This is a genomic window from Mesorhizobium sp. M0195 (genome assembly GCF_040322115.1).
Classification (GTDB): domain Bacteria; phylum Pseudomonadota; class Alphaproteobacteria; order Rhizobiales; family Rhizobiaceae; genus Mesorhizobium.
Map to the genome: position 1 here is coordinate 1 of NZ_JAMYSV010000033.1, position 26,763 is coordinate 26,763.

Consider the following 26,763-nt stretch of genomic DNA (forward strand, 5'->3'; position numbering starts at 1 on the left):
GAGCCATTTCTACGCCTTTAACCGGGGTTCTTGAAAAAGATCCCTAGCGAACTGCACCGAAGGTTCTGGCACCCAGACGAGGTTCAGTCTCGGATCGCGACAATCCCCAAATGTCGGAGAGTTCTGGCTCGGTGATCCAAAGATGGGAAGCATATGTGGTCTGCCGCCGCTGCTGATCGACGACCGAGTCGATCAACTCCAAGGCCAAGCTGCATTGGCTGAGCTTCTCATTCGAAAAGCTCAAAGGGACCAGATAGAATGGAGACTATCACCATTGATCAACAGAACATCCTCGTCGGCATCCGTCCAATAGAACCGGCTGACGACTCCACCTTGTACGCTTCCGAAGTTACCTCGTTGGGACGCGCTGTTACCAAAGTTCGCCGCCAAAGCGGTGCTGCAAGAGTAATTGCCCGAACACTTCTTGGGCAACTGGGATTCCCACAACTGCCGATCTTAAAGACGCGCTCTGGTGTTCCGATCTGGCCACCCGGCATCGTCGGATCTTTGGCGCACCACGATACCGTAGCAGCCGCCGCCATTGCAGGGACGAAGAGGATTGCAACTCTCGGCATCGACATTGAGCCTAATGAGCCACTGCCGGAGAACTTGATCGAATTGATTGCCACCCCTAACGAGCAACGCATGTACGATCTACATCTGCTTGAGCGGCGGGACCTCTTTGTTTTGAAGGAGGCCGTATATAAGGCGTATTTTCCACTGTACAATGACGTTCTTGAATTCCAGGACGTGGAAATTGATATCTCTGCGCGATTAGGGTACGTGTCGAAGGCAAATTGCACGTTTTCGCTCGAGTTACTTATTTCCAACAATGTAATCGGGTTGGCGTATTCACGGCCGACGTGCGGTGACCTTGCCCCGCTGATCTAATCCGGTTGACGTTCGTTCTGGCCCATCGAGAGGACCAGGACATGAAACGTAGCCGCTTTTCTGAAGAGCAGATCATCGGAATTTTTGAAGGAACATGAGGGGCTCTGTCGCAATTCCGGGATGTGGACGGGAAGAGCGTCGCCTGGGAGCATTGATCAGGCGGTGAGCATTTCGAATTGCTCGGCAATTGACGGACTCGGATTGTAGGCGAACCTCGCCTGTCGCTTTCGCATCATGTGGACCAGCTCGATGCCGGAGAGGGTGATCTGGGCATTCTCCATAGACTTGAAGCCGAGCATGGATCGAAGGCGGCGCTTGATGCGCCGGTGATCCTGTTCGATCCGATTGTTGAGTGTCGCGCTGTATTTAAAGGTGAGACTGCTCGCCTAATGATTGCAAGCCCTTAGCCTTGTACTTAACTTGAGAATTTGCATTTAATTTGAGATTCGCGCTTGGCTCGCTGCAGTTAATGTGAGATTCTGACGGTCTAACGTTAGTTTGAATTGTTCGCGGGCAGCATGGGCGACGACACCAATGATTACGGGGAGCGAACCCGTTGGAACGAGGCGTGCCGGCGCGAAGAGGCAATCCGCAAGCTCGTGGAGCGCTATCCAAAAAGCCTGAGCGGTCAGGCTGTAGCGGATCTGGCGTGGGAACTGGACCTGAGCCGGGCCACTCTCTACAGGATGATCAAGCTGTTTCGAGCAGGTGGCACTGTAAGTTCGCTGATGGACCGCAAGCGCGGTCGGCGCCAGGGACATCGTGCCCTCGACAAAGATCGAGAAGCTCTCGTGCGACGAACGATTGAAGGCTTTTATCTCAAGCCGACACGCCCGTCCTTCGCGCAGTTGGTTCGCCAGGTCCAAATCGCCTGCGCAGCGGCCGGCCTTGCTCCACCAAACTGGCGCACCATCAAATCCCGGGTTGAAGAAGTCGATCTACGGGTGAGGGGGCGTAAGCGCGGCGAGAGCGAGGTCGTCAAAGCTACAACGGCCACGCCAGGTGCCCTTTCGGCGTCGCGGCCGCTCGAACTTGTGCAAATCGATCATACCAAAGTTGACGTATTCGTTGTCGACGAAGAAACGCGTCTGCCGCTCGGACGGCCCTGGCTGACACTTGCGTTGGACATCTTTTCTCGGATGGTGACGGGCCTCTATCTGACCATGGAGGCGCCGTCGCGATTATCGACAAGCCTATGCATACTGCACTCAGTATTCGACAAAACCCAATGGTTGCAGGAGAGGGGTATCCATGAAGCGTGGCCAGTGGCCGGTTTGCCGGGAACGATACATGTCGACAACGGCGCGGACTTTCGAAGTCATGCATTCGAACGTGCTTGCCGGGACAACGGCATAAAGATCGATTGGCGTCCGCCGGGGACGCCTCATTTCGGCGGCCACATCGAACGGTTGATCGGCACGCAGATGGGCGCGGTTCATCTGCTGCCAGGATCGACCTCAAGCAACATCGAGGAACGGCGCCAGTATGATGCCAAACGCCATGCGACACTGACGCTTCGAGAGCTTGAGCGCTACATCGCACTCGAGATCGTTGGGCAATACCATCATGCTATCCATGGCGCACTCCGTCGGCCACCGATTGCGGTCTGGCGACAGCAGGAGAGTGAGTTGGTGTTGCGCCTGCCGAACGATCGTATGCAGTTCTGGATCTCCTTCCTGCCGGAGGCAGAGAGAACGTTGCGCCCGACCGGCATCCATCTTTTCAACATCCGCTACTGGTCGCCCGCCCTGGCCGCCGATATTGGACGAACCAAGGCCCGCCTGATTGTGAAATACGATCCCCGCGATCTGTCGCGCATCTTTGTTAAGCGGTCCTCAGGCAGCTTTGTTGAGGCTCGCTATGCCGATGTGACACTCGCGCCCATTACGTTGTGGGAGGCGCAGGCTGCCCGACGCAAACTTAACGCTCAGGGCAAACGCGAAATTGACATGCACGTCCTTATTCGCACTGCGCTCTCGCAGCGCGAACTGATCGAGCAGGCGAAAAACAAGACACAAGGGCGCCGGCTTGCGAAAACGAATGTGGATGACGATGAAGTGGGCTCGCTTCGTGGCGTCGATTCAAGCAAACCTGTTCCCTCCGTCGAAGATTTGGATTGAGCCCCTTTGAGCACGGATAACGTCCATCTGACGCAGGCGGCCAAAGACCTCCTCGGCGAGCCCGATATTGTCCGAGTTCGCGCGCTTCAGGCTCGCCGATGGATTTTTTATCCGCGCGCCAAGCAGGCACTCGATCGTCTCAACCTGCTGGTCGGCCATCCGCGCGGCACGCGCATGCCCTCGGTCGCCATCTACGGCGACAGTGGCATGGGCAAGACGATGATCATGGAAAAATTCTGCGACAATAACCCCTCCCGCTTTGATCCGACGACCGGCGTTCAGGCTATGCCGGTTCTGGCAATCGAGATGACGGGGAAGCCAGGTGAGCGCCGTCTATATGCCGAGATCCTGGCTGCACTTGGCGCGCCACAGGCACCCCGCGCCGACATCGTGCAGATGGAGCAGGCGGCGTTGCGGCTTCTGAAAACGGTTGGCGTCCAGGTCCTGGTGATCGATGAAGTACATAACATTCTCGCCGGCTCGTACCGCGAGCAGCGGGTCGTGCTGAACACGCTGCGATTTCTCAGCAATCGGCTTCAGATCTCCCTCGTTTGCTTCGGCGTAATTGAAGCCCGCGAAGCGATAAGTGGCGACGTACAGCTTGCCCGCCGATTCGGCGAGCTGACCTTGAATAGGTGGGCGGCCAACGAACAGTTCGAAGCACTAGTCTCGTCCATTTTGCGGAATATGCCGCTTCGCCGACCGACGGTGCTGACGCCGAAATCTCTACGTCGAATTCTGCAGATCAGCGGCGGCATCACTGCAAATATTTTTCACGCGATCACGAGCGTGGCAGCCGAGTCGATCGAGAGCGGCATAGAGCACATCACCGATGAAGCGGTGGAAAGTTGGCGCCCGCCAGTTAGCGCCGAAACAGCCTACGCATGATCCGCGAGCTCAGCGGCACAAGGCCACTTCCTGTCATTCTCAAACCCGTCCCAGATGAGCTCCTGTCGTCGTGGATCACGCGCCATGCCGATTTCTACGGCGTCGCCCCGCTCACAATGCTTCGCCATGCCATTCCGGAGGCAACATCTTTGCGGCAAACTGATACAAACCTGGGGCCAACCGCCGCCGTTGACATTGCGAGGCTGTTTCGAACCCAACCTTCGACAATCTTGGCGATGACCACGTCCGGGTTCCCGAAATCGGCAGCGCAGCTCGTCGCGCCACGCGCCATTCAATGCTGCATCCCCTGCTGTGAGCAAAACAGATCGCGAGGAGCCGCAACTGCGGTACAGCGAAGCTGGACCGAGGGTTGGCGTATAACCTGTCCCGTTTGCAGGCAACGGCAGCAAGAGACGAGGGAGGGGTCATCTGCCCTCGCAAGCACGTCCTTGCCATTCGAGGATCTTTGGGTAGATGCCGTCCAGGGCGAGCGGCTCATCGATCAGTCGCTGACGGGAGCATCTGTCGGTTGGGTGTCGCCAATCGATATCGTCCGTTTACTCCTCATCAGACGATGCCCGAAGCCAGTCCGCCATCACCCATCGATAGGCCGCTGCACCATCCTTGGCGCCGTCGTTCCGGGTTTCGATGAGCTTGTAGCCGAACAGAGACTCCCAAGACCTACGATTGCAAGACCGATCTTGCCTATTGGGCTCCGCATGGCGCTGCTCGCTGGTGTCTCAATCGTCTATCAGGCTGGTCCGACGTACGTCTCCGGACTCAAGCGCCAAACGCTTGGGGCTTACTATACGCGGTTCGCTGCGATCGACGCCCGCATATCGGTTTCAAGAAACTCTCAGTCGCTGCAGGTGAATTGAGACTCAGGGCCATTGAATCTCATGATTAGGTGCAGCGGTTGAGCGAGCTGGGCGCAATCTCACATTTAAGTGCAGTGCGACACCCGTGGCGATCGCGGGCGAGATAGCGGCGTTAATATGGGGCAGCGACCACCAAGGTCGAACCGGTTCGTTTAGATGCACTGCACTTCTTCATCGAAGATCATCCGACAAGCGCGCCCCAGGCGCGGGCACCGCCGAAGGCGGCGTCGCGCCGTCTCTCGGCGGAAATCATGGGCAGCATGGAGACCGGATGTGGGGCACGGTGGGGAAATCCCGCAGGAATATGTGGTTGGGGACCTCGTCCCCAACGTCCGACAGGGGCGGGAAAGTTTCATCCATCACCTTTTACCACGGCCATAAGAGTACTTGACCTGCAAAAGCTTCGCAAATGTGCTCGACCGGGGTGTCGTCAAGCGGTGATGGAACTCTCGTGCTCAGGCACATTTCTCGCGTTCAGCCGTGTCTGATTGAAGACATCGAAACCGGGTACGCCGAGACGCAAGCATACCGCCGGCGCGGCGCGAACCCATGTTTTCCCCTTTTTGCACGCACAACTTCTTCGGTGGCGCGCCGATTGCATGGGGAACGCTGAAGCACGTGGGGTCCCGGACGAGCTGTTCCCCTAGTGCAATCAAATGCGAGTGAATGAACGCGACAGCGGGCAAACACCCAAGGAGTATCTGATGCGGGTCACCATCGTGTGGAACTATGATCGTAGGGGCGTCATCAAACGGTTCGGTCAGCCTAGTCCGGAGTTCGACGACCGCGAGCCGGTCGAAAACGTCGTGACGGCACTGCAAGAGGGCGGCCACGAGACACTCCTATGCGAGAGCGATAAAGGAAACGTTCCGGCTATGATTGAGATGGCAGGCATTCCGTACACCGGACCGAGCCCGCTCGGGCATGGGCTGGCGCTCGACAAGGTCATCACAAAGAGGCTAATCCGCGACCGCGGAGTGCCGACGCCGAAATTTCGCGTAATGGATTGCGGCACTGAGCCTACCGCGATCTGCGATTCCCAGTGATGGTGAAGCGTCTCGACGATAATCAGTCTCAGATTGCAGCTCGTACATGAGCCCGCTTGAGGCAGGCCGTAGTAGTGACAGCTTCGCAGTATGGGCAGGACGCGCTCGTGGAAGAATACATCGACGGGCAAGAAATCACCGTCGCGCTGCTCGGAAACGAAGAGTGCCGCGAGGTGTCAGCGACCGCGAAACCTGTCCACGATCATGAAGGTTGTTAACTCTCTTATTGCAGATTGCTTTGCAATCCTGGAACTCTTGGCCACCGAAGCGAAGAGCATGCGCCAGTCGGACATCGCGGACCAGCTTCAGCTGCAGCGAAGTGGTGCTCATCGCATTCTGACGACACTTGTCGGGCTTGGGTGGGTTGAGCAAGATAAGGAGGACTTTTATCGTCTTTCGCTGAAGCTTCCCGCCATAGGCTACCGGTTCATGCAGGCGGCATCGTTGCCCGATGTTTTTCAGCCTGTTCTGGATAAGGTGGCCCGTGAGAGTCGTGAACTGGTTTGTCTAGCTGCCCTCGCAAGCGACAACCTTACGACGATCGCACATGCCCAGGGTGCTCAAGGGACTCTGATCTGCCGCTCGCGAACATTGCCAGTCCTGCCTTTACATGTCAGTGCGAGCGGAAAGGCGTGGCTGGCGACCATTTCACGCGAGGCAGCGCTCGAGCGTGCACTGGAGTCGGGACTAGGGAAACCGGGCAATTATGGCCCGCGCCAGATCAAGACAGTCGACGAGTTCATGTCGGAGTTCGATCGCACGGCATTGCGTGGCTACGGCATTGCGCTCGAAGAAGCCGAGGAGGCAATCGGGGCGGTCGCGGCCACGATCGCTACCGCCTCGGGGCAAGCCGTCGGTGTCCTCGCCATCGTCGCGCCCGCATTTCGGCTTAACGAAAAGCGGCTGGCCGAATTGGGTGAGCAGGCAAAGGCCGGCGCAGCCGAGTTGGCTCTGCTTTGGCCGCTGCGCTCGGTTGCTCGCCCCGACAGGCCCAATGACGAGGCGGCAGAATGAAAAGCCAGCTGCAAAACAGGTGGTCGATCGTTGGTGCTCCCGCTAGCGCCAGTATCAACGGGCAATGGGTGGTATTGTTATGAAGCCGATCGTCGTTATCCCTGCGCGCATGAATTCAAGCCGGCTTCCAGGAAAGCCGCTCGCCGATATTCACGGAGAGCCCATGATCCGTCATGTGCTGCGTAGAGGCTTAGAGGCGGATGTGGGGCCCGTCTTGGTTGCGGCGGGGGATCCCGAGATCGCCAACGCGTTGGCACTAGCCGGTGGCAATGTCGTCCTGACCGATCCCAATCTCGCATCAGGGTCGGACAGGTCACACGCGGCCTTATCGAGTTTCGATCTCGATGGCAACTATGACGTGATCGTCAACCTGCAGGGCGATATGCCGACGATCTCGCCTTCGCTGCTACGCAAGGCTATCTCTGTCCTTGACGATCCCCAGATCGATATCGTCACACTCGCCACGCCGATATCCGATCCAGCGGAGGCCGAGCGGACAGCCGTAGTCAAGGTTGCAATGGAGCCGGCGGCCGAGAATTCGTCGATTGGTCGTGCGATCTATTTCAGCCGATGGCCCATTCCCTACGGCGCCAGGAACCTTCTCCATCATATTGGGCTTTACGTCTATCGACGGAACGCACTCGACAAGTTCGTCGCGGCCCAACCGTCTCAACTCGAACGGCTCGAGAAGCTAGAGCAATTGAGGGCGCTGGTATTGGGCCTGATCATTGGAGTTGCCGTCGTTGATACGCACCCTCTTGGAGTCGATACGCCGGAAGACTTGGACGAGGCGCGCCGTCTGCTGGCCCCCAGTGCAGGAGCGATATCATGAATAATACCTCCATGAGGGGTTATCAACTTAACTTTCTTTCAGCGATTGTCAGCGTAGGGGCAGCGGGATGAACCTGTCCGTCGTCCGCTACAAGCGCCACCGTTTCCCGCCTCAGGTCGTCGCCCATGCGGTGTGGCTGTACTTCCGGTTTCCGCTCAGCTTGCGGATGGTGGAAGAGATGCTGCTGGAGCGCGGCATCGTCGTTTCCTACGAGACGGTCCGCAAATGGGCGACAAAGTTCGGAGCTGACTACGCTCGCCGCCTGCACCGGAAACGGCCGTCACCGAATGACGTCTGGTATCTGGACGAAGTCGTCGTCGCCATCGCCGGCAAAAAGCACTGGCTGTGGCGCGCGGTCGATCAGGACGGCTATGTGCTCGATGAGATTGTCCAGAGCCGACGCAACACCAAAGCCGCCAAGCGCTTGCTGACAAGGCTGCTGAAGAAGCAGGGCGTTGCTCCGAAGCGCATGATCACCGACAGGCTGCGTTCTTACGGTGCAGCAAAGCGCCAAGTCATGCCGGATGTCGAGCATCGATCCCACAAAGGCTTGAACAACCGCGCCGAGAATTCACATGTGCCGCTGCGAAAACGGGAACGAATGATGCAGGGCTTCCGATCGCCGGGATCGTTGCAACGGTTCGTCTCCATCTTCTCCGCCATCCGCAACCTGTTCGTTCCGCCAAGCTCCAAACGCTCCGCTCTCGGTATTCGTCTTCACCGCCTCAACGCTATCGCGGAATGGATGATCGTCACCGGAATGCCTGCCTGACAACCGAAGCCGCAGCCCAAACTCGGCTCGGCGCCGTTAAGTTGATAACCCCCCCGTAACGAGGTCGACTTTACCTGATAGGTCGATGTTCAACTTGCTTCTCCTGGAAAGATTGGTCGGGCCGCGCGTTCATCGCGCCGCCACCAGCGTCTTGGCTGGAGCCGGTGCTTCCGACCCAGTGATTCCGATGTTCTGTCGGGTGACGCCGGAGCGGCTTACGCCGCCGCGTCCAGCGTATTGAAGGCGGCCCGGTGCAACGTGACGAAGTCCTGAACGGTCATCGGCGGCACGCCCGTCAGCGGCGCAGAGGGCAACGACCATGCCCGGGTAACAATCCCGACACAGCATCCAGCGAGGATTGCGCACCTCCACGATGCCAAAGACAGTCCGGATTCGTCGCGTCGTGTAGTCCTTGACCGGCCAAAACCTGTGGCAATCCGGGCAGACCCGACGAAAGAGGGACTACGTCTCCGCCTCGTGGTTCACGACCGCGCTCTGGAGCGCCGTCATAATGGTCTTGCCGTCCTCGATCGACAGGCCGAGGTCGCCGCCAAACAGACGTTCCCAGCTTTGTCGATACGAACCGCCTTTCGGCAATCACCGCACTCGTTCCTGCCCTCGATCGTGATCGTCCATTCCACCGCCATCGCTTTCCCTCCGATCAAAGCGACGCTCATGGACTACGCGGGCCTAACAAGTTGTATTCGACCCAAGAGAAATTAGCGGTCTCCAAAGATTGGAGTGATCTTGAAAAGGCGAAGAAAACAGCACTCACGAAAGGGCGAAAGGCTTGTATTTGACCCGCATTTGTCTCCAGGCAGGGGTCATGAAGACGCGCTTGCCTGAGCACGCCATTAGCGTGGCAGATTGGCTCCGTTCGACCTGCCGAAGTGGACCTTGTATAACCGCCGTTGTTGGCTCTGAATGGATCCGCTTTGTGAAACCTATAAGAAGCTCTTGGAAGAGCTTGGGGAGATAACATGCGTACAATATCAACAATGGGGATCGTTCTTGCGATGGCATTAGGCGCGGCAACTGTCGCCCGTGCTGCGGATGTCACTTGGCCTAGCTATGTCTGGCAAGACCCGGAAGACTCACCTTTTTATAAAGCGTTCGAAAAGGGCTTTGAGGAAGCCAATCCAGACATCAAAATCCAGGAAATACCTACGCCGTTCGGCAGCTTCTGGGACAAACAGTTTCTCGATCTCTCGTCTGGGAACTCAGCAGATATCGTGACGATGTTCGATACAGAAGTGCGGTCATATATCGACAACGATCTTCTCGAACCACTCAACCCGTACCTCGAGAAGGCGGGCATTTCGCTCGACGACTTCTATCCTGGCGCCCGCGCAGCGGTCAAAGACGGCAAGATCTATGGCATTAACTTGATCATCAACCCACGGACATTGTTCTATCACGGAGGGATGCTCAAAAAGGCCGGTCTCAAACCACCGACCAATCTATCCGATTTTACTGCCGCTGTCGAAAAGTTGCGCGACCAGGGCGACGGTCAATTCGGTTTCGCAACTTGGGCAAAAGCTGGCGATCCGAATACCCTCTACCTGGAAACTGCGCCAATTGTGTTTGGCTTTGGCGGTTCGTTTTTCGAGAAGGGCCAGCCCACGGCAACCAAACCGGAAACCATCGAGGCCCTACGTTTTTATAAGAAGCTTTACGATCAAAGCCTGATACCCAAAGGCATGGATGTGAATGGCTATCGGCAGCTCTTTGTCCAAGGCAAAATCGCCATGTATGCCGGCGGGCCGTACATGGGCGCGCTGGTGGAAAAAGCGAATGCGGAACGGGGAAAAGAACTTGCTGCCGAGGCATTGCCTTTCCCCGGAAAACGGACGTTTGCGCTGAGCGTATTTATGGGAATCGGCAAGTCCGCCAAGAACAAGGATGCGGCAGCAAAGGTTCTAACCGCCATGGTGAGCCGCGATTGGCAAAATAAGCTTCTCGAAATTGCCGGCCAACCTCCAGGTCGGCGCGATGTGGATTATAGTGTTTATCTCGCAGAACATCCTTGGTTCCAGGCGTTCATCGACGCTGCGAAAGATCCAAACACCGTGTCCTATGCTCCCGACGGAGCCGAGTCCTATGCTCCTGAGGTTATCAAAATCATCGGTGGCAACGTTGAGGGCATGCTTTTCAACAACGTCACGCCTGAAGATGCGGCCGAGAAAATGCAGAAAGAATTGGAAGCATTGGCGGCGTCCCACAAGAAGTAACCGAAGCCCCAAAGCGTTGGCCGCGATCTGAATAGTGTGAATGCCGGCGCGGCCGGCGCGTAAAGGGTTCTCTCACGGCCAAGTGCGGCCGCGAGCGGACACGCGTGTCCTTTTTATCCCGCCCAATACTTTAGTAGGAGAAGCCATGAGTACCAACAAAACCAAAATCTTCATGGACGGAAAGATCGTTTCATGGGAAAGCGCCACAATTCACGTAGCATCGACCGGCGCCAAATATGGAGCTAACGTCTTCGAGGGAATTTGCTGCTACTACGGCGACCAGCAATACCTCTTCAGACTTCGCGAGCACCTCGATAGGCTACACGAGTCTGTTGATCTGATGAGGCTCCCTCAACAGTACTCTGATGGGGATTTCGAAGATGCAATCTGGCAAACTCTCAAAGCCAACGACATTGCAGGAGACGCCCATATTCGCATATCCATCATTGTCACCGGTGAAGGCCTCTACGACGTAAGCGGTCCCCTCGCACTGGTTTGCACCGCAACACCACGCGAGCCTGGGACGCTATCGGACCGAACAGTAAATTTAGGTTTCAGCAGTTGGCGGCGCATCGATGACGCGTCGATGCCACCGCGCATCAAGGCCGGCCCGAACTATCATAACGGCCGTTTTGCGCTCATGGACGCGAAGCGTCATGGTTATGATGAAGCGCTCCTGCTGAACTCCGCTGGAATGGTGTCGGAATCTACGAATTCCTGCTTCATGATGATCCGCCGCGGGGCCCTCGTCACACCGCCCGTTTCGGCAGGTATCCTCGATAGCATCACTCGCGATACATTCCTTAAGATTGCTGCTGACGAACTCGGCATCCCTGTCGAGGTAAGAGAGGTTGACCGAACTGAAACTGCAATCGCCGAGGAAGCGTTCCTCTGCAATAGTTTCCAAGAGGTTCGTCCAGTCACAAGCATCGACGGCATCAAGCTTAAGCGAGCGGCACCAGGTCCCGTCACTCTGCGCCTTTGGGACGCTTACGAAAATGTGGCGCGCGGACATATCTCAAAATACAGAGATTGGCTCACTGCACGAGTCGATGTCCAGCCACAGGCAGCAGGAACTGCCGCTGAATAAGATCAGCGGTTATTCGATGGCCGGCTCTCCAAAGGGCATTCTGCCTGGATACCAAACTGAATTCCGGTGGGCTTGCCCACCGGAAGACCTCGCTGACAATTGCATCTTACTTAATTGGCTCCTTCCTCATCGTGAAGCGAATTTGACATAATGAGGGCAGGAACAAATGCCGAAATCATGTAAGGGAGGGAAAGATGGGGAGTAAGTAACAGTAATTTGCTGACCGACGGCATATCGCCGACTCTATTGGCGACGACAAAATTAAATCTGTCACGACAGCAGGTTTTGGTGGGCGCCCTAGCTGCTGCGCGCGTAGCTGGTTGCACCGGGGCCGATGCCGCCGAACCCGTCACCGAGGTAACTTTCCCAGGCTATGAGTGGTCTAATCCACAGGATATTTTGTTCTGGAGGCCATTCAAGGAAGGGTTTGAGAAGAGTAATCCTGACGTCAAAATCCGCGATATCCCAGTGCCGTACGGAAATTTCTGGGATAAGCAATTTGTTGAGCTATCGGCCAGTAACTCACCTGACATCGTGACGATGTTCGACACTGAGATAAAATCATATGTCGAACATGACTTCGTTGAGCCGCTCAATTCTTATCTCGAGAAAGCCGGCGTCACACTTGACGATTTCCAACCCGGTGCCCAAGCCGCAGTCAAAGACGGCAATATTTATGGTCTGCTGTTTCTCGTTAATCCGCGGGCAATGTTTTATCACGGCGGTCTTTTTCGAAACGAAGGGCTAGGGGTACCAAAGAACCTGGCGGAGTTCTATGCAGCTCTGCGAAAGCTCCGAAAAAGGGAGACGCAGCAGTGGGGTTTCGCGACATATGCCAAACCGGGAGACCCAAACAATTTATTTAGTGAAATTATGCCAATCATCGCTGGATTTGGCGGAGCCTTCTTCGAGAAGGGGGCGCCAACAGCAACCAAGCCGGAAACGGTGGAAGCGCTGAAGTTTTACAAGCAAATCTATGACGAAGATTTGATCCCCAGAGGCTTGGATATCAATGCTTACCGCCAGCTCTTTGCGGAGGGCAAAATAGCGATGTATGCTAGCGGTCCCTTCATGAGTGGACTCGTTCGGAAAGCGAGTGCCGAGCGGATGGCCGAGCTAGGCGCTACGGCGCTGCCATTTCCAGGCAACAGAACCTTTGCGCTCTCGGTATTCTTGGGAATTGGCAAGACGGCCGAGCATAAGGATGCGGCAGCGCGCGTCCTTTTGGCGGCCACGAGCCAGCGGTGGCAAAGCGAAGTACTCAAGATCCAAGGTTCTCCGCCAGGCCTGCGTAGCATCGACTACTCAAACTTTGTCGCGGCAAATCCTTGGTTCAAAGCTTTCAGAGATGCGGCGAACGCTCCGCAAATGATATCATTCGCTCCAGATGGAGCGGAAACCTTTGGGCCGGACCCTATCCTTTTAAGGGCCGCGCGTGATGACGGCCACACCGAGGAGATCGCACCGATGGGATCGGCCGATCCAATTCTTGCCGTGCACGACCCTGAGTACGTCGAATTCTTGAGGACTCTCTACCAACGTTGGAGGGCAACTCCGGACTGCGGCGAATATGCAGTGCCTGATTCACATCCCACACACCGCATGCGCCGTAAGCCGACTGACCTGCGTGGGGAGTTGGGGTGGTATTGCAACTCAACAGGCTGTCCTGTAGCAGCCGACACATGGACGGCCGTTAACGCGAGTGCACAAGTGGCCGTCCACGGGGCGCGCCGCCTAATTGAAGGCGCAAGTAGCGTGTATGCACTTTGCCGCCCTCCGGGGCACCACGTCTATCCAGATCTTATGTCCGGCAGCTGTTTTCTTAACAATGCCTCGATCGCAGCACAACTGCTCACGACTCGCTTTGAGAAGGTCGCGCTAGTGGACATCGACGTCAATCATGGCAATGGTTCGCAGCATATTTTTTATAGTCGATCCGATGTGCTGTTTTGCTCTATTCACGTCGACCCTTCGGTCGCACCTCCGTTCTATGCAGGATTTGCTGACGAAGTAGGGGAGGGGTCAGTAAAGGGTGCAACATCAACCTTCCATTGCCGCGAGGAACTGGTAATGCGGCATGGCTGCTGGCACTCGAGACTGCGCTGTCAAAGGTTGAGCAATTTGGTGCGCAGGCGGTCGTTGTATCCCTCGGACTGGATGCCGGCCAGCACGATCCGAACGCCATCTTACGCGGGTTTGAGAACATTACGCAGAGGGGTTAAACTCGGTCGGCAGCTATGCCGCTCTCCCAGCACCCTCCCGCCACCCGACCAGGCCTCGACTGTTGTCTAATGGTCTAACCGTCATGCCCGGTTCATCAAATCGCATGACGGTGTCTCCGGCCGAGTTCACAACCGACTGACTGACAGAGTGATCGTCTTTTGCCGTGGATGGCGGCTGGTGGCGTTAGGGGCTTAGTTTAATCTCATCAACGCAAACGTACCGCCGAAGATCGGGCTATGTCGATGCCCGACCTCCTGGCCAAACTAGCGCAAGTAATCTAGCCGCGATCCGAAAGCCTCAAGTTGGCAAGCCGGGCGGGCCATCCGATCGCTTCCTCCATCTGCGCGGCGATTTGTAGCAACAATCGATCCTCGCCTCGAGCGGCAGCGACCTGAACGGCAACTGGAAGATGTTCGTTCGTCCACCGGACAGGGAAGACCATCGCCGGCTGCCCAGACGCGTTGAAGGGTTCAAGAAACACCGATTCCTGAAGATCGATAGCTGACTGTTGTTCAAAAGAGCTCTCAACAACGTCTTTGAGGCGATACTGTAGCTCATTTACAACCGGCGTTACCAGGAGATCGAAGCCTTGGTCCCACCATTGAAGCATCCTTGCTGATCGAGCGATATGCCAATCCCAGGCCGAACGCATATCCTGCGAGGAAATACCCCGATTGTTATGATATTCCGCCCATGTGCGTGGTTCAACGTCGCTCTCCTCTACCGGGCGGCCAAGGAGTTTCTCCAGGTTTGAGATGGCGGCCACGAAGCACTCCCCAAAACGGATACGGTCGACCCATTCTGGCTTCGCCTCAAGAATCGCCTGAGGGTGCGTGAATTCCACGTGGTGACCGGCAGCCTCCAGTAGCTTTCCTGTCTCTTCGACAGCGCGAACACATTCGGGATCGACTTTTAATCCGCCGGGAGCTTGCGCTAGCAGGCCGATGCGTAGCGCACGCCGCGGCGCAGCCAAGTCAGCGAAGTGCGGTGCATTGGGCCGTGGCAGCGAAAAGAGGTCGCCTGGGAGCGCTCCATTGACCGCATCGAGCACCACTGCGCTATCGCGGACACTGCGCGAAATCACAAAGGGGCTGCTGAAAACGTCGTCAATCGAGCCCACAAGCTTGGGCATCCGCCCCCGCGATGGCTTAAGGCCAAAGACCCCGCACCATGCTGCGGGTTGCCGGATCGAACCTCCACCATCGCTTGCGTGCGCAATTGGGACAAAACCAGCCGCAACTGCAGCCGCCGCCCCCCCTGAAGAGCCGCCGACTGAGCGGTCGAGGCACCACGGATTGCGCGTCGGGCCGAACGCGAGTGGTTGAGTATCGCAAAGCTGCCCAAACTCCGGCATGTTGGTTACACCCAGGGTGACGAACCCGGCCTCTTTGAAGCGAGACCCGAGCGGGGAGTCCTTTTTGGGCCCGTAGTTAATTCGTTTCAGTGCGACATTTCCTTGGGTCTGCGGAACACCTGCCTGCACCAACCCGGAATCTTTTAACAGAAATGGCACGCCCGCAAATGGTGCAGTCGAAGACGGCTTGAAACCTTTTGCCTCCTCCAACGCTTGCTCAAATCGCCGGTGCACGACGGCGTTGACTACGCCGTCACCGGCTTCGATGCGGTCGATTGCCGCTTGGACCAGTTCGCGGGCCGAAAGTTCGCCTTTGCGAACAAGTTCGGCCTGGGCAACACCGTCCAGCTTAGCAAGCTCGCTTGAGAATTTATTTTCGTGGCTCATAATTCAAGGATTCTCCTGTTGTTTCATTGTAGGTATGGCTTCTGGTCAGCCTCCCAGAGCGCTTTACAGGTGTCAGAGGGCTGTTCTATTTGCGATGAAGACCAGCCAGCATGTCCGCTTCGTCAAGCCCCAGATCTCCAACTGCGAGGTTCGGAAGAGTGAAGAATGCGTGGTGCCGCACCCAAGAAAGGATCGCGTGCTAGAATGCCGATGCCCGGCATTTCTCTATATAAATCTGCCGCAGCGATGCCGTAATCGGGCCTGGTCTCCCCGACCCGATCAGGCGCTCGTTGATACTCACGACTGGGCTGACCAGACCGGATGCACAGGTAGAGTAGGCCTCTGCTGCGTTCTCGGCTTCCTCGATCGTGAACGGGCGCTCCTCGACCGTCAGTTGAAGATCTTGCGCGCATTGCAGTACGGTTTGCCGGGTGATACCGTGTAGGATATCCGTCGAGAGATCTCTCGTCACGATTTTCCCTGCTGGTGTGATGATATGTGCATTGTTCGTCGAGCCTTCAGTAACGAAGCCGTCCCTGACAAGCCAGGCATCATCCGCGCCGCGCGATCTTGCTTCCATCTTCGCCATGCAAGGATATACGAGCTGCACGGTCTTGATATCGCAGCGCCGCCATCGCATGTCTTCCAGCGTGATAACGTTCTGGCCGCGCTTCACAAGCGGAGTATCAATGACGTGCTTCTTTTGGGTGAAGAGCACAACTGTATTCGGCGTCTCAGCGGGGGGGAAGAGAAAGTCGCGCTCGCCGATCCCCCCCACGGGTTACCTGCAGGTAAACCAAGCCCTCACGGATATCGTTCTGCCGGACCAGCTCACGATGTATTCCGAGTAGCTCGTCATCATTCGACGCGAATGACATGCCGAGTTGGGCAAGTGACCGGCGCAAACGGCGCATGTGGCCCGCAAAATCGACGAGTTTCCCGTCCAGGACGAGAGTAACCTCATAAACTCCATCAGCGAAAAGAAAGCCTCGATCAAAGACCGAAACCAGAGCCTCAGTATCGCGTAAATAGTTCCCGTTTAGATAGACTTCGGGCATGATATCCATTCCTAAAGAGCGCAGTTAGAGGCTCAATCAGCGAGCCTCCTGGTGTCCGAGTGTTGCGTGCCACTAGGTCGTAGGTTCAAAGCCGACAATGTTTCACCTCTCCCGAAACTTGGAGGGAACAACGGTCCGGCTTACCTACACCCTCAGTAGATCGCCGCACTTCCCATTCGGAAGGCTTGTGGCTCGAGCGGTGAAAAGGCAGAGGTCCGACGCCGCACAAAACGGCGTCGATCCAAATGCTGCCGCAGGAACCTGCAGCGATTATATTTCTTTGCCCAGCTAGTTCTTCTTCTTGGACGCAACCAAAGCCAGGAGTTCCTTTTGCATCTTCGAGGCCGCATCCTCGGGTGAGACGCCAGAAAAGAGCATCGCTTCAACGTTTGTGCCAACAACCTTTTGCACTTCGGATGCGAAAGACTCCGCACCTTCGGGAGCGATTGACTTCGTATTCGGATCACGCGTCGCGTCGATGTAAGCTTGGAACCAAGGATACTTGGCGAGAGTTGCCGTGTAGTCCACATCGAGGCGTGCCGGTGGCTGACCAATGAGGTCTAGGATCTTCTGCTGCTCCTCAAGGGTTGCGATGAAGGCCACCATTTTACCTGCAGCATCCTTGTGCTTAGAATCTTTCGCGACCCCCACGAAAACATTCAGCGCTCTGGTCGCATGCCCAGGAAACGGCAAAGGCATAGCACGCAGTTGAGGTCCCAGATCAGGGCTTATCTGCGCGACAAGCTTACCTGCAAAAGAGGATGCGGGCTCCATAGCGATCTTACCATGATAAAACATCTGTGCAGCGCCGTTGATGTCCATCCCTTTTGGCGTCAAGTTTTCATCATAGATTTTTTTGTAAAACCGTAGCGCCTCGATGGTTTCAGGCTTGGTGGCAGTCGGCTGACCTTTTTCAAAAAAGTCTCCTCCGAATCCTCGGACATAGGCCATTACGCTGTTGTATTGCAGATTTGCCGCGCCAGGCTTTGCAAAGATATTGGTAGCAAACTGGTGCTTTTCCGGATGGTTCAGCTTCTTGAGCGCGTCGTAAAACTCGGCAATGTTCTTCGGCGGCTGCAGGCCCGCTTCCTCCAGAAGCTTTGAATGGTAGAGCAATACAACCGGATTGACGATGATGTTTACGCCATAGATCTTGCCGTCTTTGACCGCAAGACGAGCGCTGGGACCGAAGTCTTTAAGCGAAATGCCCGCCTTATCGAGATAGGGATTGAGCGGCTCGAGAAATCCATTCTCGATGTAAGTTCCCAGTTCCCCATCGAACATTGTGATGATATCGGCTGGGTTTCCTGAAGCAAGGTCGATGAGCTGCTTATCAAAAAATCCGCTATAAGGTACGGGGACGCGCTTGATCTGGATATCTGGATTAGCTTTCTCGAAATCGTCCGCAAAGGCTCCATAAAAGGGAACGTCTTCCGGATCCTGCCACATATAGCCGGGCCATGTGATCTCTTCAGCGTGAACGACCGTCGTCGCCCCCAAAGCCATTCCTAATACGATCCCCATTGTTGATATTATACGCATGCTTTCTCTCTCTCCCTAGATGAAGCGTTGCTCGGAGTGAACCGCGCCGGACTTGCCGGAGGCTCCACAGAGCGAGGATATCATCGGCATTAGCTTGCGCTCACTGAAGAGCCGCTTTGCAACGCTGAATGGAGCCACTTGCTCGTAATGCCGACATTGCTGAATTATGTAGCTTATTGCGGCTTAGGCGCATTTGTTCCAGGGCAGCTCAGTTCCGAGATGCGCGGAGCGCGCAAAGCCTGATACTAGCCCGTCCGATACGTCTAAACCACAAAGAGGTGCACGCACGCTTTCCTTTGACCAGCGAGCCGGAATCCGCTCTCAACTTCTCACCATAGTGTGTAACCACCGTCGGCCATGACGATCGCACCTGTCATCAGGCTCGATGCATCCGAGGCCAGAAACAGAACGATTGAGCCAATCTCATGTGGCTGGCCTTGCCTGTGCATCGGCGTGGAATTCATCCACGTGGAAAAGATCGCGTCATCATCTTTGCCCCATCTGCCCGGCTTGTCGATGTAGGTCGGAGCAACTGCATTGACACGCACGCCACGTTCGGCCCATTCAGCCGCCAAGCACTTGGTGAGATGATGAACACCAGCTTTTGCGACGTTGTAGTCCGTTTGAAACTGCGGCCGGTTGACGATTTCGCCAGAAATAGAACCTACGTTGATGATCGCACCTTTCTTCTTTGCGAGCATTTGCCTGCCAAATACGCGGCAGCATCTGAAGACGCTATTCAAGTTGAGATCAAGAGTTTGGGTCCAAGCTTCATCCTCTAGGTCTTCGGCCGGAAATCGCCCAAGCCCGGCGCCCGAGTTACAGACGAGGATGTCCGCGCCACCAAACTGATCAGCGACATGTTCCGCGGCGCTGACAACTTCGTTCACGTCGGTCACATCGAATTTGACGACACTTACCTCATATCCGAGACGCGCAAGTTCATCCCTTCCGCGATCGGCTGTGTCGCTGTCCGAGCGTCCAGTGATGACAACTTTTGCACCTGCCTCAGCGAGTGCTTGTGCACATGCAAAGCCAATATTTCGTCCGCCTCCCGTGACAACGGCGGTGCGCCCTGTCAGATCAAATTGCTTTCCATAAAAACCGCCTAGTGGCGGAGTTGAGCTGCGTCTATCGTCGGCGATCATGTTGCAATCCTTTAAAATTTGGATTGCTTAATGTACGCTTGACAAAAGTCCGAGACAGGGCCGCTTGGTGCGATTGCAGAAGGCCAATTCGGGTTAATATGTAAACATCTACGCAGAAGAGGAAATTCTCTCTGTAGAGAGGAAGAGCCGCGCGAGACGTGAGATGCCAAGGGTAATTTCGGTCTCGCTAAACCCGGCGAACGCAAGTAAGAGGCCACGTATGTCTTTGCGTTGGATACACATTGGACTAACCGGTTTGAGGGTGACGCCTGAACTCGCTGCTCGACGGCAAAATTCTACGTCGTCGATATGCTCATCTCGCAAATGCGCGAACAGCTGAGTGCCTTGGAGCGTTGGAACTATCTCTATGTGCTCGTTCAAATGCTGATGAAAGATCTCGATAACTTGATCGCGGGCTTGGCGATAAATTCGACGCATTCGCGAAAGGTGGCTAGAAAGATGACCCTCAGCTAGAAAGTCCGCCATAACTAATTGCTGGAACATTGGAGGTTGCCGGTCCGCTAGAAAACGGGCAGCAAGAATCGCGGGCATCAAACGTTTTGGCACAACAGCAAATCCCACGCGCAGCCCGGGCATAAGCATCTTCGAGAAAGTCCCGATGTAGATCACTCTCGATGCTTCATCTAGGCCCTGCAGAGAAGCTAGCGGCCGGCCTTCATAGCGGATCTCACTATCGAAGTCGTCCTCGATAACCCAAGCATTATTTTCGCGCGCCCATCTTAGAAGCTCTAGCCTGCGCTGTAGCGAAAGGGTGACGCCAAGAGGATACTGGTGGGATGGCGTCACGAAAGACAAACGAGCAGTCCTGCAGTTAGCTACGCCGAAACCGACGTCTATACCGTCACTATCGACTGGGACGGGAAAGATGCGACCTCCGACACTCTCGACCGCCGCACGCGTCGTGGAATAGCAAGGGTCTTCAAGCCAGACGTGATCACCCTTGTCGACCAAAACCCTGAGCGCCAGGTCGACTGCCTGTTGAGCGCCGCTTACTACGATGATGTTGTCCGCATCGCATCTTACCGCCCGCGCCGCTCGCAAATAGATTGCTATCTGTTCGCGCAGTTGGGGCAGCCCTTGAGGATGGGAGTAGGAAGCGTGGCTCTCGCCCAAGGTTAGCAGGTGACGTTGACCTAGCCTGCGCAGGCTCTGAAGGCTATTTGCATCGAGTGAGCAGACACCGGGGTTGAAAGGCTGACGCCCTCCGAGAGGAAGTGACGGCCACCAGCGCTCGGCAATTTTGCCTAACTCAGATAGATCATCTGGTGGAGTAGGGGTATGCTCTACACTGCGGCCTGTCGTTGGTTGCAACAAGTCCATGGATACGTCGGCTACGAAAGTTCCCGAGCCTGACCGCCCGTAGATGTACCCTTCCGCCGTCAGTTGCTCATAGGCTTGTGTAACCGAATTGCGGGAAACGTTGAGTTCATCTGCGAGAGCACGTGTGGACATGAGCCTGGACTCTGCCTTCAAACGACCGCCGATGATCGCCTCTCTTAGTCCCAAATATATCTGCCGGAAAATAGGAACATCCGAAGATCGATCGATCATCAATCCGATAAGCTCGGCGAGAGATCCCCGCGGTGCGCGCTTTAACTCAATAGACATGGCAAAAGCGGCCCTCCATCTGACGGCCCATTTCGGCACTACTCTGGATCCAATTTACTCCTCGCCAGAAAACCTGCAACGGCTGAAGTCACGTGCTATATGTTGCCAGCTACAGAATCTTGAATCGGCTAGTTCTCCAATCATCAGACTATTTGAAACCGTGAGCTAGTAATCGACCCCGGATCACAGTCGTGCCGGGGTCGGTTGAAGCTTCCCTACAGCGCAACTTTGCGCTTCGCCGGAGGCAAGACCGAGTTCAGCCAGCACCTCCCTGGTGTGCTCGCCTAATGCCGCTGCTGGGCGACGCGAAACCAAGGGAGTCTTTTCCATTCTAAGAGGTTCTGCTACAATCTTATATTCGCCGCCATAGGGCGTCCTAACATCCTGGATGATGCCGGTTTCAACCACCGCTGGGTCTGCGAGCGCCTCAGCAAGGGTTCGAACGGGTGCGGTCCATGTCCCAGTGGGCTCGATAATCGCCATCGCTTCTGCCTTCGTCATAGGTGCAAGGCGCGCAGCAATTTTGCTCGCAATCTCATCCCTATTGAACCGGATCTTCTGTTCCGTAATATCCTCTTCGGTCAAATCATCGATCTTTAATGCAGCCACAAGGTTTTTGACCATAGGCACGCCACCGAACGTTGACAGCACAATCGCCCCGTCTTTCACCTGATATACACCATAAGGAGCCGACTGGTTGACATGCGCAATACCGGCACTGCTTCTAATCGGGTCAGGGTTTACGTTGAGGATGTAGGACGCTTCCTGTGACATCAAAAACATGGATGATGACATCATGTCGGCACGTATGGCCTGACCTTCGCCAGTCGCGTCACGGTGGCGCAAAGCGGCCAGAATACCCACCAGAACCTGCATCGCGGTGAAGCCGTCGATAATGTACGCACCCACGGGAATAGGCGGGCCGTCACCACGACCCGTCAGGGATGCTATCCCACTGAGCGCCTGAATCAAGAGATCCTGTCCAGGGCGGTCGCGCGCTGAGCCCTCCGGGTCGTATGCCGAGATTGAAGCATAAATAATGCGCGGGTTGATCTTCTTGACTGCTTCATACCCCAGACCGAGCTTCTCCATAACGCCAGGACGATAGTTTTCAATCACCACATCGCTTGATGCGATTAGCGCTTTCGCAGCCGCCAGGCCATCCTCTGTTTTGAGGTTCAGGCAAACGTTGCGCTGATTTCGGTTGGTAACCACAAAATAGGGGCTGATGCCTTGCAGATGACCGTCGGGGTCGCGTAGTGCGTACCGGTTAACATCCTGCGCCGGACTCTCGACTTTGATCACATCGGCCCCTAGCGAACCCATATATTGAGCAGCGATGGGGCCGGCGGCAAAATGTGTAAAAGCAGCAACACGGATTCCTTCGAGCGAAGTCTTAGGCATCATGCAGCCTCCTTCTTAAGGTGACGTGCAATGATCATTCGTTGCACTTGGTTGGTTCCATCCCAGATCTGATGTATCTTCGCATCGCGGAAGAACCGCTCGATCGGATACTCCTTCGAGTAGCAATAACCGCCAAAAACCTGCATGGCATTTGTGACATTGCGCATGCACATATCGCCCGCGAAAGTTTTCGCGAGTGATGTCGCAAAGGTGAAAGGCTGGTCTGCATCCCTGAGAGCCGCGGCCTTGTGCATAAGAAGGCGAGCGGCTTCAATCTCAATTGCCATGTCCGCAATCATGAACTGCACGGATTGGAAGTCGAACACAGGTTGGCGGAACTGTTCACGTTCGAGCGAGTATTTCAGTGCCACATCCATGGCGGCCTGCGCGACGCCCACCGCCATCGCCGCGGCGCCAAGACGGCCGGCACCGTCAAGCCCATGCATTACCGCTCGGAAACCCTCGTCTCCTCCTAGTTGCTGGCTACTATGGATCCTGCAATTGTCGAAGAACACCGGCGCTGTGGCGAAGCCCCTGATCCCCATCAGATCGAGCTTGTCCCCGAACGAGAGGCCGGGGGTTCCCCGTTCGACAAGATAGGTGCGAACGCCTTTGGAACGTTGAGACTTATCGACCGTCGCCACCACAATGAAAAAGTCAGCAACGAGGGCGCCCGAGATCCACATCTTCTGACCATTGAGGATTACGTCATCACCATCGATTGTCGCAGCTGTGGAGAGTGAGGCGGCATCGGAACCGGCGTTCGGTTCCGTCAGGCAAAAGCTGCAGAGGGATTCGCCGCTCGCAAGGCGCGGGAGATACTTCTGCTTTTGCTCTTCAGTGCCCATAGCGACCAGGTAATGCACCATCGATTCTGTAAGGGTGACACCGTTTGCCACCGCCGAGGACGCCTTAGCGATCTCCTCGACGACCATGCACCAGGTCACGGTATCTGCATCGCTACCTCCGTATGCTGCCGGCGCTGTCATACCGAGCAAGCCGAGTTCACCCAGTCGTTTGTGAAGAGCGCGATCGAAGGTCGAGGTCTCGTCTATTTTGCGTGCTTTGGGTGCGATCTCCTCAGTGGCCAGCCGTCGTGCCATATCTCGGATTGCCTCTTGTTCCGGACTTAAAGTGACTAGCATGATGTGATCATCCCTTTACTGCGCCGGCACCTAAGCCGGCCATGAAGTGCTTTTGAATGAGGAGGAAAAGGATCACAGGCGGCAGAGTGAATATTGTCGCCGCAGCCAGGATTTGATCCCATGGTGTGACGTAGATCCCAATGAATGAAGCCAAGCCAACGGTGCCCACCCATTTGTCAGTTGCCGAAACCACCGTGCGCGCGAACATGAATTCATCCCAGCCATTGATGAAAGTGAAGACGGAAACCGCTACCAAGCCAGGGAGCGCGATTGGCAGAGTGATCCGGGTCATGATGAAAAACCAGGACGCGCCATCAACACGCGCAGCCTCTTCAATCTCTACTGGAATCGTGTCGAAGATTGACTTCATCATCCAGATCACGACGGGAAGCGAAAACGCAAAGTTGCCAATGATCAACCCGAATAGCGTATCCGTCAGGTTTAAGCCGATATAGATCGTGTAGATTGGAATGATCAGCACAAGGGGTGGCATCATCTGCGTCGTGAGAACCACAAGCGCCAGAGTCGATTTCCCGCGGTACCTGAATCGTGACAGCCCATACGCGCCAGAAACACCGGCGGCCAAAGCAAGCACTGTTGAACCAATGGAAACTATGAAAGAGTTCCAAAGCCACGTAGCAATGTCCGTATTGTTTATGACATCGCGATAGGCATGGAAATCGTAGGACTTCGGAAGGAATTTTGGTGGATAGCTGAATAGCGCCTCGCCCGAATCCAAGGAAGTTTTGAACATCCAGTAGAATGGAAACAGCACGGCAAGGAGAAGGACGGCTAGAGCCACGTAGAAAGCCGCTGACCAGAGGGACTGCTTTGCTCTATTGACGCTGATCATTGTGGGCGTCCTTTCCGATAAACGAGCGCAAGATAGGCGGCGGAAAATGTTAGCGATAGAAAAAGGACAATTGTCCCAATAGCGCTTGCCGTGCCGACGTGAAAGAACTTGAAAGCTTCCAAGTAGCTTCGTACCACGATGGTTTCTGTACACCCGGCAGGCCCACCCTCTGTCAGCAGGAAAATCGCCGTGAAGCTCCAGCCGAAGCTCCAGATCGTGACAAGCAACGTGAGCATGGTCGTTACACCGCGCAATGCGGGCAGGGTCACGAACCGGAAGGCCTGAATTGGACCGGCTCCGTCGATCTTCGCAGCCTCATAGTATTCCGACGGGATCGTCTGTAAGCCCGCCAAAAACATTACTGTGCCAAATGGGACGAGCTTCCAGACTGACAATGCTCCGACGCTATAGAAGGCGGTCGGGCACGCTGTCAGGAAGTTTATCTTGTCAGCGGAAAGGCCCGAGGCATGCACCAGGTAGTTCAGAACACCAAATTCATAGTCGTACATCCATCCCCAAACGATACCCGCTGCCACGTACGGCACCGCCCAAGGTAGAAAGAACAGGGCGCGAACCAAACCACGACCGGGAAATTTTCGATCAAGCATCAGTGCGATGGCTAGCGACAGGCCGCATACGAACACAACATTGCCCGCTGTCCAAAGCACCGACGTCTTCATCACCGCCGGTAACCAGTCACTGGCGAAGATGTCGCCATAATTCTGCCATCCGATAAAATGGGCCGCACTTCCGATGTTATTCGAATAGAAGCTAATAACGATCGCGTAAATCATCGGGTAGAAGAACACGACCGCCAGAGCGAGGAAGCTAGGCAACAAGAAAGCATAAGGCACTAACGCCTCGCGCCTTTGATAGCCGAACCAGGGGCGACCCTGGCCTACCTGCGGGGGTAGTGCAGCCGCTTGTAGGCTGCCTTGTTGTATCTTGCTTTCCATTTTGGACTTCCCCTGGAATTTTGTGTTCAAAAAAGCTCACTTCTTCGTCGCGATGAAATCCGTGAGCTTCTGTTGAAGATTGTTCGCCGTTTCTTCTGGCGAGGCACCGTTGAAAAGCATGTTTTCCAAACCTTCCGAAACGATTTTGATGATCTCCGGTCCATATTGCTCCACACCGTCCGGCGCATATGATTGAGCCGTGAGGGATGCGTTTTCGAAAGCCTTGAACCAAGGATTTTGATCGAAGAACGTGCCAGGCAACATGTTTACGCGACCCGGATAAGCCTTGCCGATCTGCGCAATTCTTAGTTGAAAGTCGCTTTTGAGCATGCGCATGAGCACAGCTGCAGCCGCGTCCTTGTTTTTGGCACCTTTGGGGATACCTAGAAAAACTGTAACTGATACCGTCTGACCCCCAGGGAACGGCAGGAGGATTGCACGCAGATCTTTATAGACGACCTTGTCGGCGCCCTCGACAACGCTGGCGATGAAGGAACCAGCCGCATACATTCCTACCTTGCCATGGGCGAACATGTCGCGATAGACGCCAGTCTCAACGCCGCGCGGTATGAGGTTTTCATCGAAAAGTTGCTTGTAGAACCGAAGCGCCGCGATCGTTTCAGGCGAGTTGGCGGTAGGCTGGCCATCCTTGAAGTAGCCACCACCGAAGCCCACAATCAACGGCGAAGTCTCGATGAAGTTCAGACTTGCGTTGCCTGGCTTCGAGGCCGTGGCAAATCCGAATTGCTGTGCTTGTGGTTTGCGCAGTTTTCTTGCCGCTTCCAGGAAAGTCGCGGCGTCATGCGGGGGTTGCACACCGGCATCACGGAATAGCTTTTCATTGTAGAAAAGCGCACGCGCATTCACGACGACGGGTACGGCATAAACATGACCATCCTTTCGACCAAGCGACGCCGTGGGCACGAAGCTGGAGCGATCAATGCTCGCCGCGCTTAAGTAGTCATCCAGCGGCTCAAGAAGGTCTTGCTCGATGTATTTTCGAACATCCGAGTCATAGAATGTGCCGATATCTGGGGGGTTCCCATTGCTGACATCGGCAAACTGCTTGTCCCAGAACGTCGAAACCGGGATGAGCACGCTATTGATGTGATCCTGAGGATTTTCCTGCTCGAACGTGCTTTTCAGCTCTTTGAGCGCCGGTGCGAGACCAGGATCATTCCAAAGGAAACTCGGCCATTGAATGTCTGCCGCGTGGCCCACGGATGACGCAAGCACGAGTGCCAAAGTGAGTGCTCCTCTTCGAAAAAACGCTTTCATACTGGACTTCCTCCTGAGTCATTT

24 protein-coding genes and 1 pseudogene are annotated in these 26,763 nt (G+C 55.5%); 12 read left to right on the forward strand and 13 right to left on the reverse strand.

The window, feature by feature from the left end:
- Nucleotides 1-258 precede the first annotated feature (258 nt).
- Complete coding sequence (locus NKJ12_RS29835) at nt 259-891, forward strand: 4'-phosphopantetheinyl transferase family protein (protein ID WP_352707040.1); 633 nt, start codon at nt 259-261, stop codon at nt 889-891.
- A gap of 155 nt (nt 892-1,046) precedes the next feature.
- On the opposite strand, the pseudogene NKJ12_RS29840 reads toward NKJ12_RS29835, so the two are convergent.
- Nucleotides 1,047-1,244 (reverse strand): annotated as a pseudogene (locus NKJ12_RS29840) (DDE-type integrase/transposase/recombinase); the annotation flags it as partial.
- Nucleotides 1,245-1,409: 165 nt separating this feature from the next.
- Between NKJ12_RS29840 and NKJ12_RS29845 the strand changes: the two are divergent.
- The 8 genes from NKJ12_RS29845 to NKJ12_RS29880 all read left to right on the forward strand — a co-directional run bounded on the left by NKJ12_RS29845 (nt 1,410) and on the right by NKJ12_RS29880 (nt 8,441).
- The gene (locus NKJ12_RS29845) at nt 1,410-3,011 is read left to right on the forward strand and encodes a TnsB C-terminal domain-containing protein (RefSeq protein WP_352707042.1); all 1,602 of its coding nucleotides are present in this window, start codon (nt 1,410-1,412) and stop codon (nt 3,009-3,011) included.
- A gap of 6 nt (nt 3,012-3,017) precedes the next feature.
- Entirely contained in the window at nt 3,018-3,899 is an 882-nt protein-coding gene (locus tag NKJ12_RS29850) for a TniB family NTP-binding protein (RefSeq protein ID WP_352707045.1), read from the forward strand.
- A complete protein-coding gene (locus tag NKJ12_RS29855) occupies nt 3,896-4,777 on the forward strand; it encodes a TniQ family protein (protein WP_352707048.1) in 882 nt (293 codons plus the stop codon). The genes NKJ12_RS29850 and NKJ12_RS29855 overlap by 4 nt, the downstream gene beginning before the upstream one ends.
- A gap of 704 nt (nt 4,778-5,481) precedes the next feature.
- Nucleotides 5,482-5,823 (forward strand): D-alanine--D-alanine ligase family protein, encoded by a 342-nt coding sequence (locus NKJ12_RS29860; RefSeq protein WP_352707050.1) that lies wholly within the window; start codon nt 5,482-5,484, stop codon nt 5,821-5,823.
- Between the two features lie 107 nt (nt 5,824-5,930).
- A complete protein-coding gene (locus tag NKJ12_RS29865; protein WP_352707052.1) occupies nt 5,931-6,041 on the forward strand; it encodes a hypothetical protein in 111 nt (36 codons plus the stop codon).
- The gene (locus NKJ12_RS29870) at nt 6,028-6,837 is read left to right on the forward strand and encodes an IclR family transcriptional regulator (protein ID WP_352707054.1); all 810 of its coding nucleotides are present in this window, start codon (nt 6,028-6,030) and stop codon (nt 6,835-6,837) included. Before NKJ12_RS29865 ends, NKJ12_RS29870 begins: the two co-directional genes overlap by 14 nt.
- A gap of 79 nt (nt 6,838-6,916) precedes the next feature.
- The gene (locus tag NKJ12_RS29875) at nt 6,917-7,669 is read left to right on the forward strand and encodes a 3-deoxy-manno-octulosonate cytidylyltransferase (RefSeq protein ID WP_352707056.1); all 753 of its coding nucleotides are present in this window, start codon (nt 6,917-6,919) and stop codon (nt 7,667-7,669) included.
- 67 nt (nt 7,670-7,736) lie between these two features.
- Nucleotides 7,737-8,441: an IS6 family transposase gene (locus NKJ12_RS29880; protein ID WP_352707059.1), complete on the forward strand. Its 705-nt coding sequence runs from the start codon at nt 7,737-7,739 to the stop codon at nt 8,439-8,441.
- A 462-nt stretch (nt 8,442-8,903) separates the two neighbouring features.
- On the opposite strand, the gene NKJ12_RS29885 is transcribed toward NKJ12_RS29880, so the two are convergent.
- Nucleotides 8,904-9,038 carry a hypothetical protein gene (locus tag NKJ12_RS29885; RefSeq protein ID WP_352707061.1) on the reverse strand — a complete coding sequence of 45 codons (135 nt, stop codon included), beginning with the start codon at nt 9,036-9,038 and terminating at the stop codon, nt 8,904-8,906.
- 383 nt (nt 9,039-9,421) lie between these two features.
- Between NKJ12_RS29885 and NKJ12_RS29890 the strand changes: the two genes are divergently transcribed.
- The 3 genes from NKJ12_RS29890 (at nt 9,422) to NKJ12_RS29900 (ending at nt 14,054) form a co-directional block, all read left to right on the forward strand.
- Entirely contained in the window at nt 9,422-10,672 is a 1,251-nt protein-coding gene (locus NKJ12_RS29890) for an ABC transporter substrate-binding protein (RefSeq protein WP_352707064.1), read from the forward strand.
- Nucleotides 10,673-10,817: 145 nt separating this feature from the next.
- Nucleotides 10,818-11,762 (forward strand): aminotransferase class IV, encoded by a 945-nt coding sequence (locus NKJ12_RS29895; protein WP_352707067.1) that lies wholly within the window; start codon nt 10,818-10,820, stop codon nt 11,760-11,762.
- A 216-nt stretch (nt 11,763-11,978) separates the two neighbouring features.
- Nucleotides 11,979-14,054, forward strand: coding sequence for an extracellular solute-binding protein (locus NKJ12_RS29900; protein ID WP_502898888.1), 2,076 nt, complete (start codon nt 11,979-11,981; stop codon nt 14,052-14,054).
- 208 nt (nt 14,055-14,262) lie between these two features.
- On the opposite strand, the gene NKJ12_RS29905 is transcribed toward NKJ12_RS29900, so the two are convergent.
- The 11 genes from NKJ12_RS29905 to NKJ12_RS29955 form a co-directional block, all read right to left on the reverse strand.
- Complete coding sequence (locus NKJ12_RS29905; protein WP_352707069.1) at nt 14,263-15,726, reverse strand: amidase; 1,464 nt, start codon at nt 15,724-15,726, stop codon at nt 14,263-14,265.
- 199 nt (nt 15,727-15,925) lie between these two features.
- Complete coding sequence (locus tag NKJ12_RS29910) at nt 15,926-16,504, reverse strand: aminotransferase class IV (protein ID WP_352707072.1); 579 nt, start codon at nt 16,502-16,504, stop codon at nt 15,926-15,928.
- Nucleotides 16,461-16,793, reverse strand: a complete 333-nt coding sequence (locus NKJ12_RS29915; protein ID WP_352707074.1) for an aminotransferase class IV — start codon at nt 16,791-16,793, stop codon at nt 16,461-16,463. Before NKJ12_RS29915 ends, NKJ12_RS29910 begins: the two co-directional genes overlap by 44 nt.
- Nucleotides 16,794-17,072: 279 nt before the next feature.
- Nucleotides 17,073-18,326, reverse strand: a complete 1,254-nt coding sequence (locus NKJ12_RS29920; protein ID WP_352707077.1) for an ABC transporter substrate-binding protein — start codon at nt 18,324-18,326, stop codon at nt 17,073-17,075.
- Between the two features lie 329 nt (nt 18,327-18,655).
- Nucleotides 18,656-19,474, reverse strand: a complete 819-nt coding sequence (locus NKJ12_RS29925) for an SDR family NAD(P)-dependent oxidoreductase (protein ID WP_352707078.1) — start codon at nt 19,472-19,474, stop codon at nt 18,656-18,658.
- 108 nt (nt 19,475-19,582) lie between these two features.
- Nucleotides 19,583-21,103 carry a MocR-like pyridoxine biosynthesis transcription factor PdxR gene (pdxR, locus tag NKJ12_RS29930; RefSeq protein WP_352707081.1) on the reverse strand — a complete coding sequence of 507 codons (1,521 nt, stop codon included), beginning with the start codon at nt 21,101-21,103 and terminating at the stop codon, nt 19,583-19,585.
- Nucleotides 21,104-21,286: 183 nt separating this feature from the next.
- Nucleotides 21,287-22,510, reverse strand: a complete 1,224-nt coding sequence (locus NKJ12_RS29935; protein ID WP_352707083.1) for a CaiB/BaiF CoA transferase family protein — start codon at nt 22,508-22,510, stop codon at nt 21,287-21,289.
- Nucleotides 22,507-23,652 (reverse strand): acyl-CoA dehydrogenase family protein, encoded by a 1,146-nt coding sequence (locus NKJ12_RS29940; protein ID WP_352707086.1) that lies wholly within the window; start codon nt 23,650-23,652, stop codon nt 22,507-22,509. Before NKJ12_RS29940 ends, NKJ12_RS29935 begins: the two co-directional genes overlap by 4 nt.
- Nucleotides 23,653-23,659: 7 nt before the next feature.
- Nucleotides 23,660-24,505 (reverse strand): carbohydrate ABC transporter permease, encoded by an 846-nt coding sequence (locus NKJ12_RS29945; RefSeq protein ID WP_352707089.1) that lies wholly within the window; start codon nt 24,503-24,505, stop codon nt 23,660-23,662.
- The gene (locus NKJ12_RS29950) at nt 24,502-25,461 is read right to left on the reverse strand and encodes a carbohydrate ABC transporter permease (RefSeq protein ID WP_352707091.1); all 960 of its coding nucleotides are present in this window, start codon (nt 25,459-25,461) and stop codon (nt 24,502-24,504) included. Before NKJ12_RS29950 ends, NKJ12_RS29945 begins: the two co-directional genes overlap by 4 nt.
- Before the next feature lie 36 nt (nt 25,462-25,497).
- A complete protein-coding gene (locus tag NKJ12_RS29955; RefSeq protein ID WP_352707094.1) occupies nt 25,498-26,739 on the reverse strand; it encodes an ABC transporter substrate-binding protein in 1,242 nt (413 codons plus the stop codon).
- Nucleotides 26,740-26,763 lie beyond the last annotated feature (24 nt).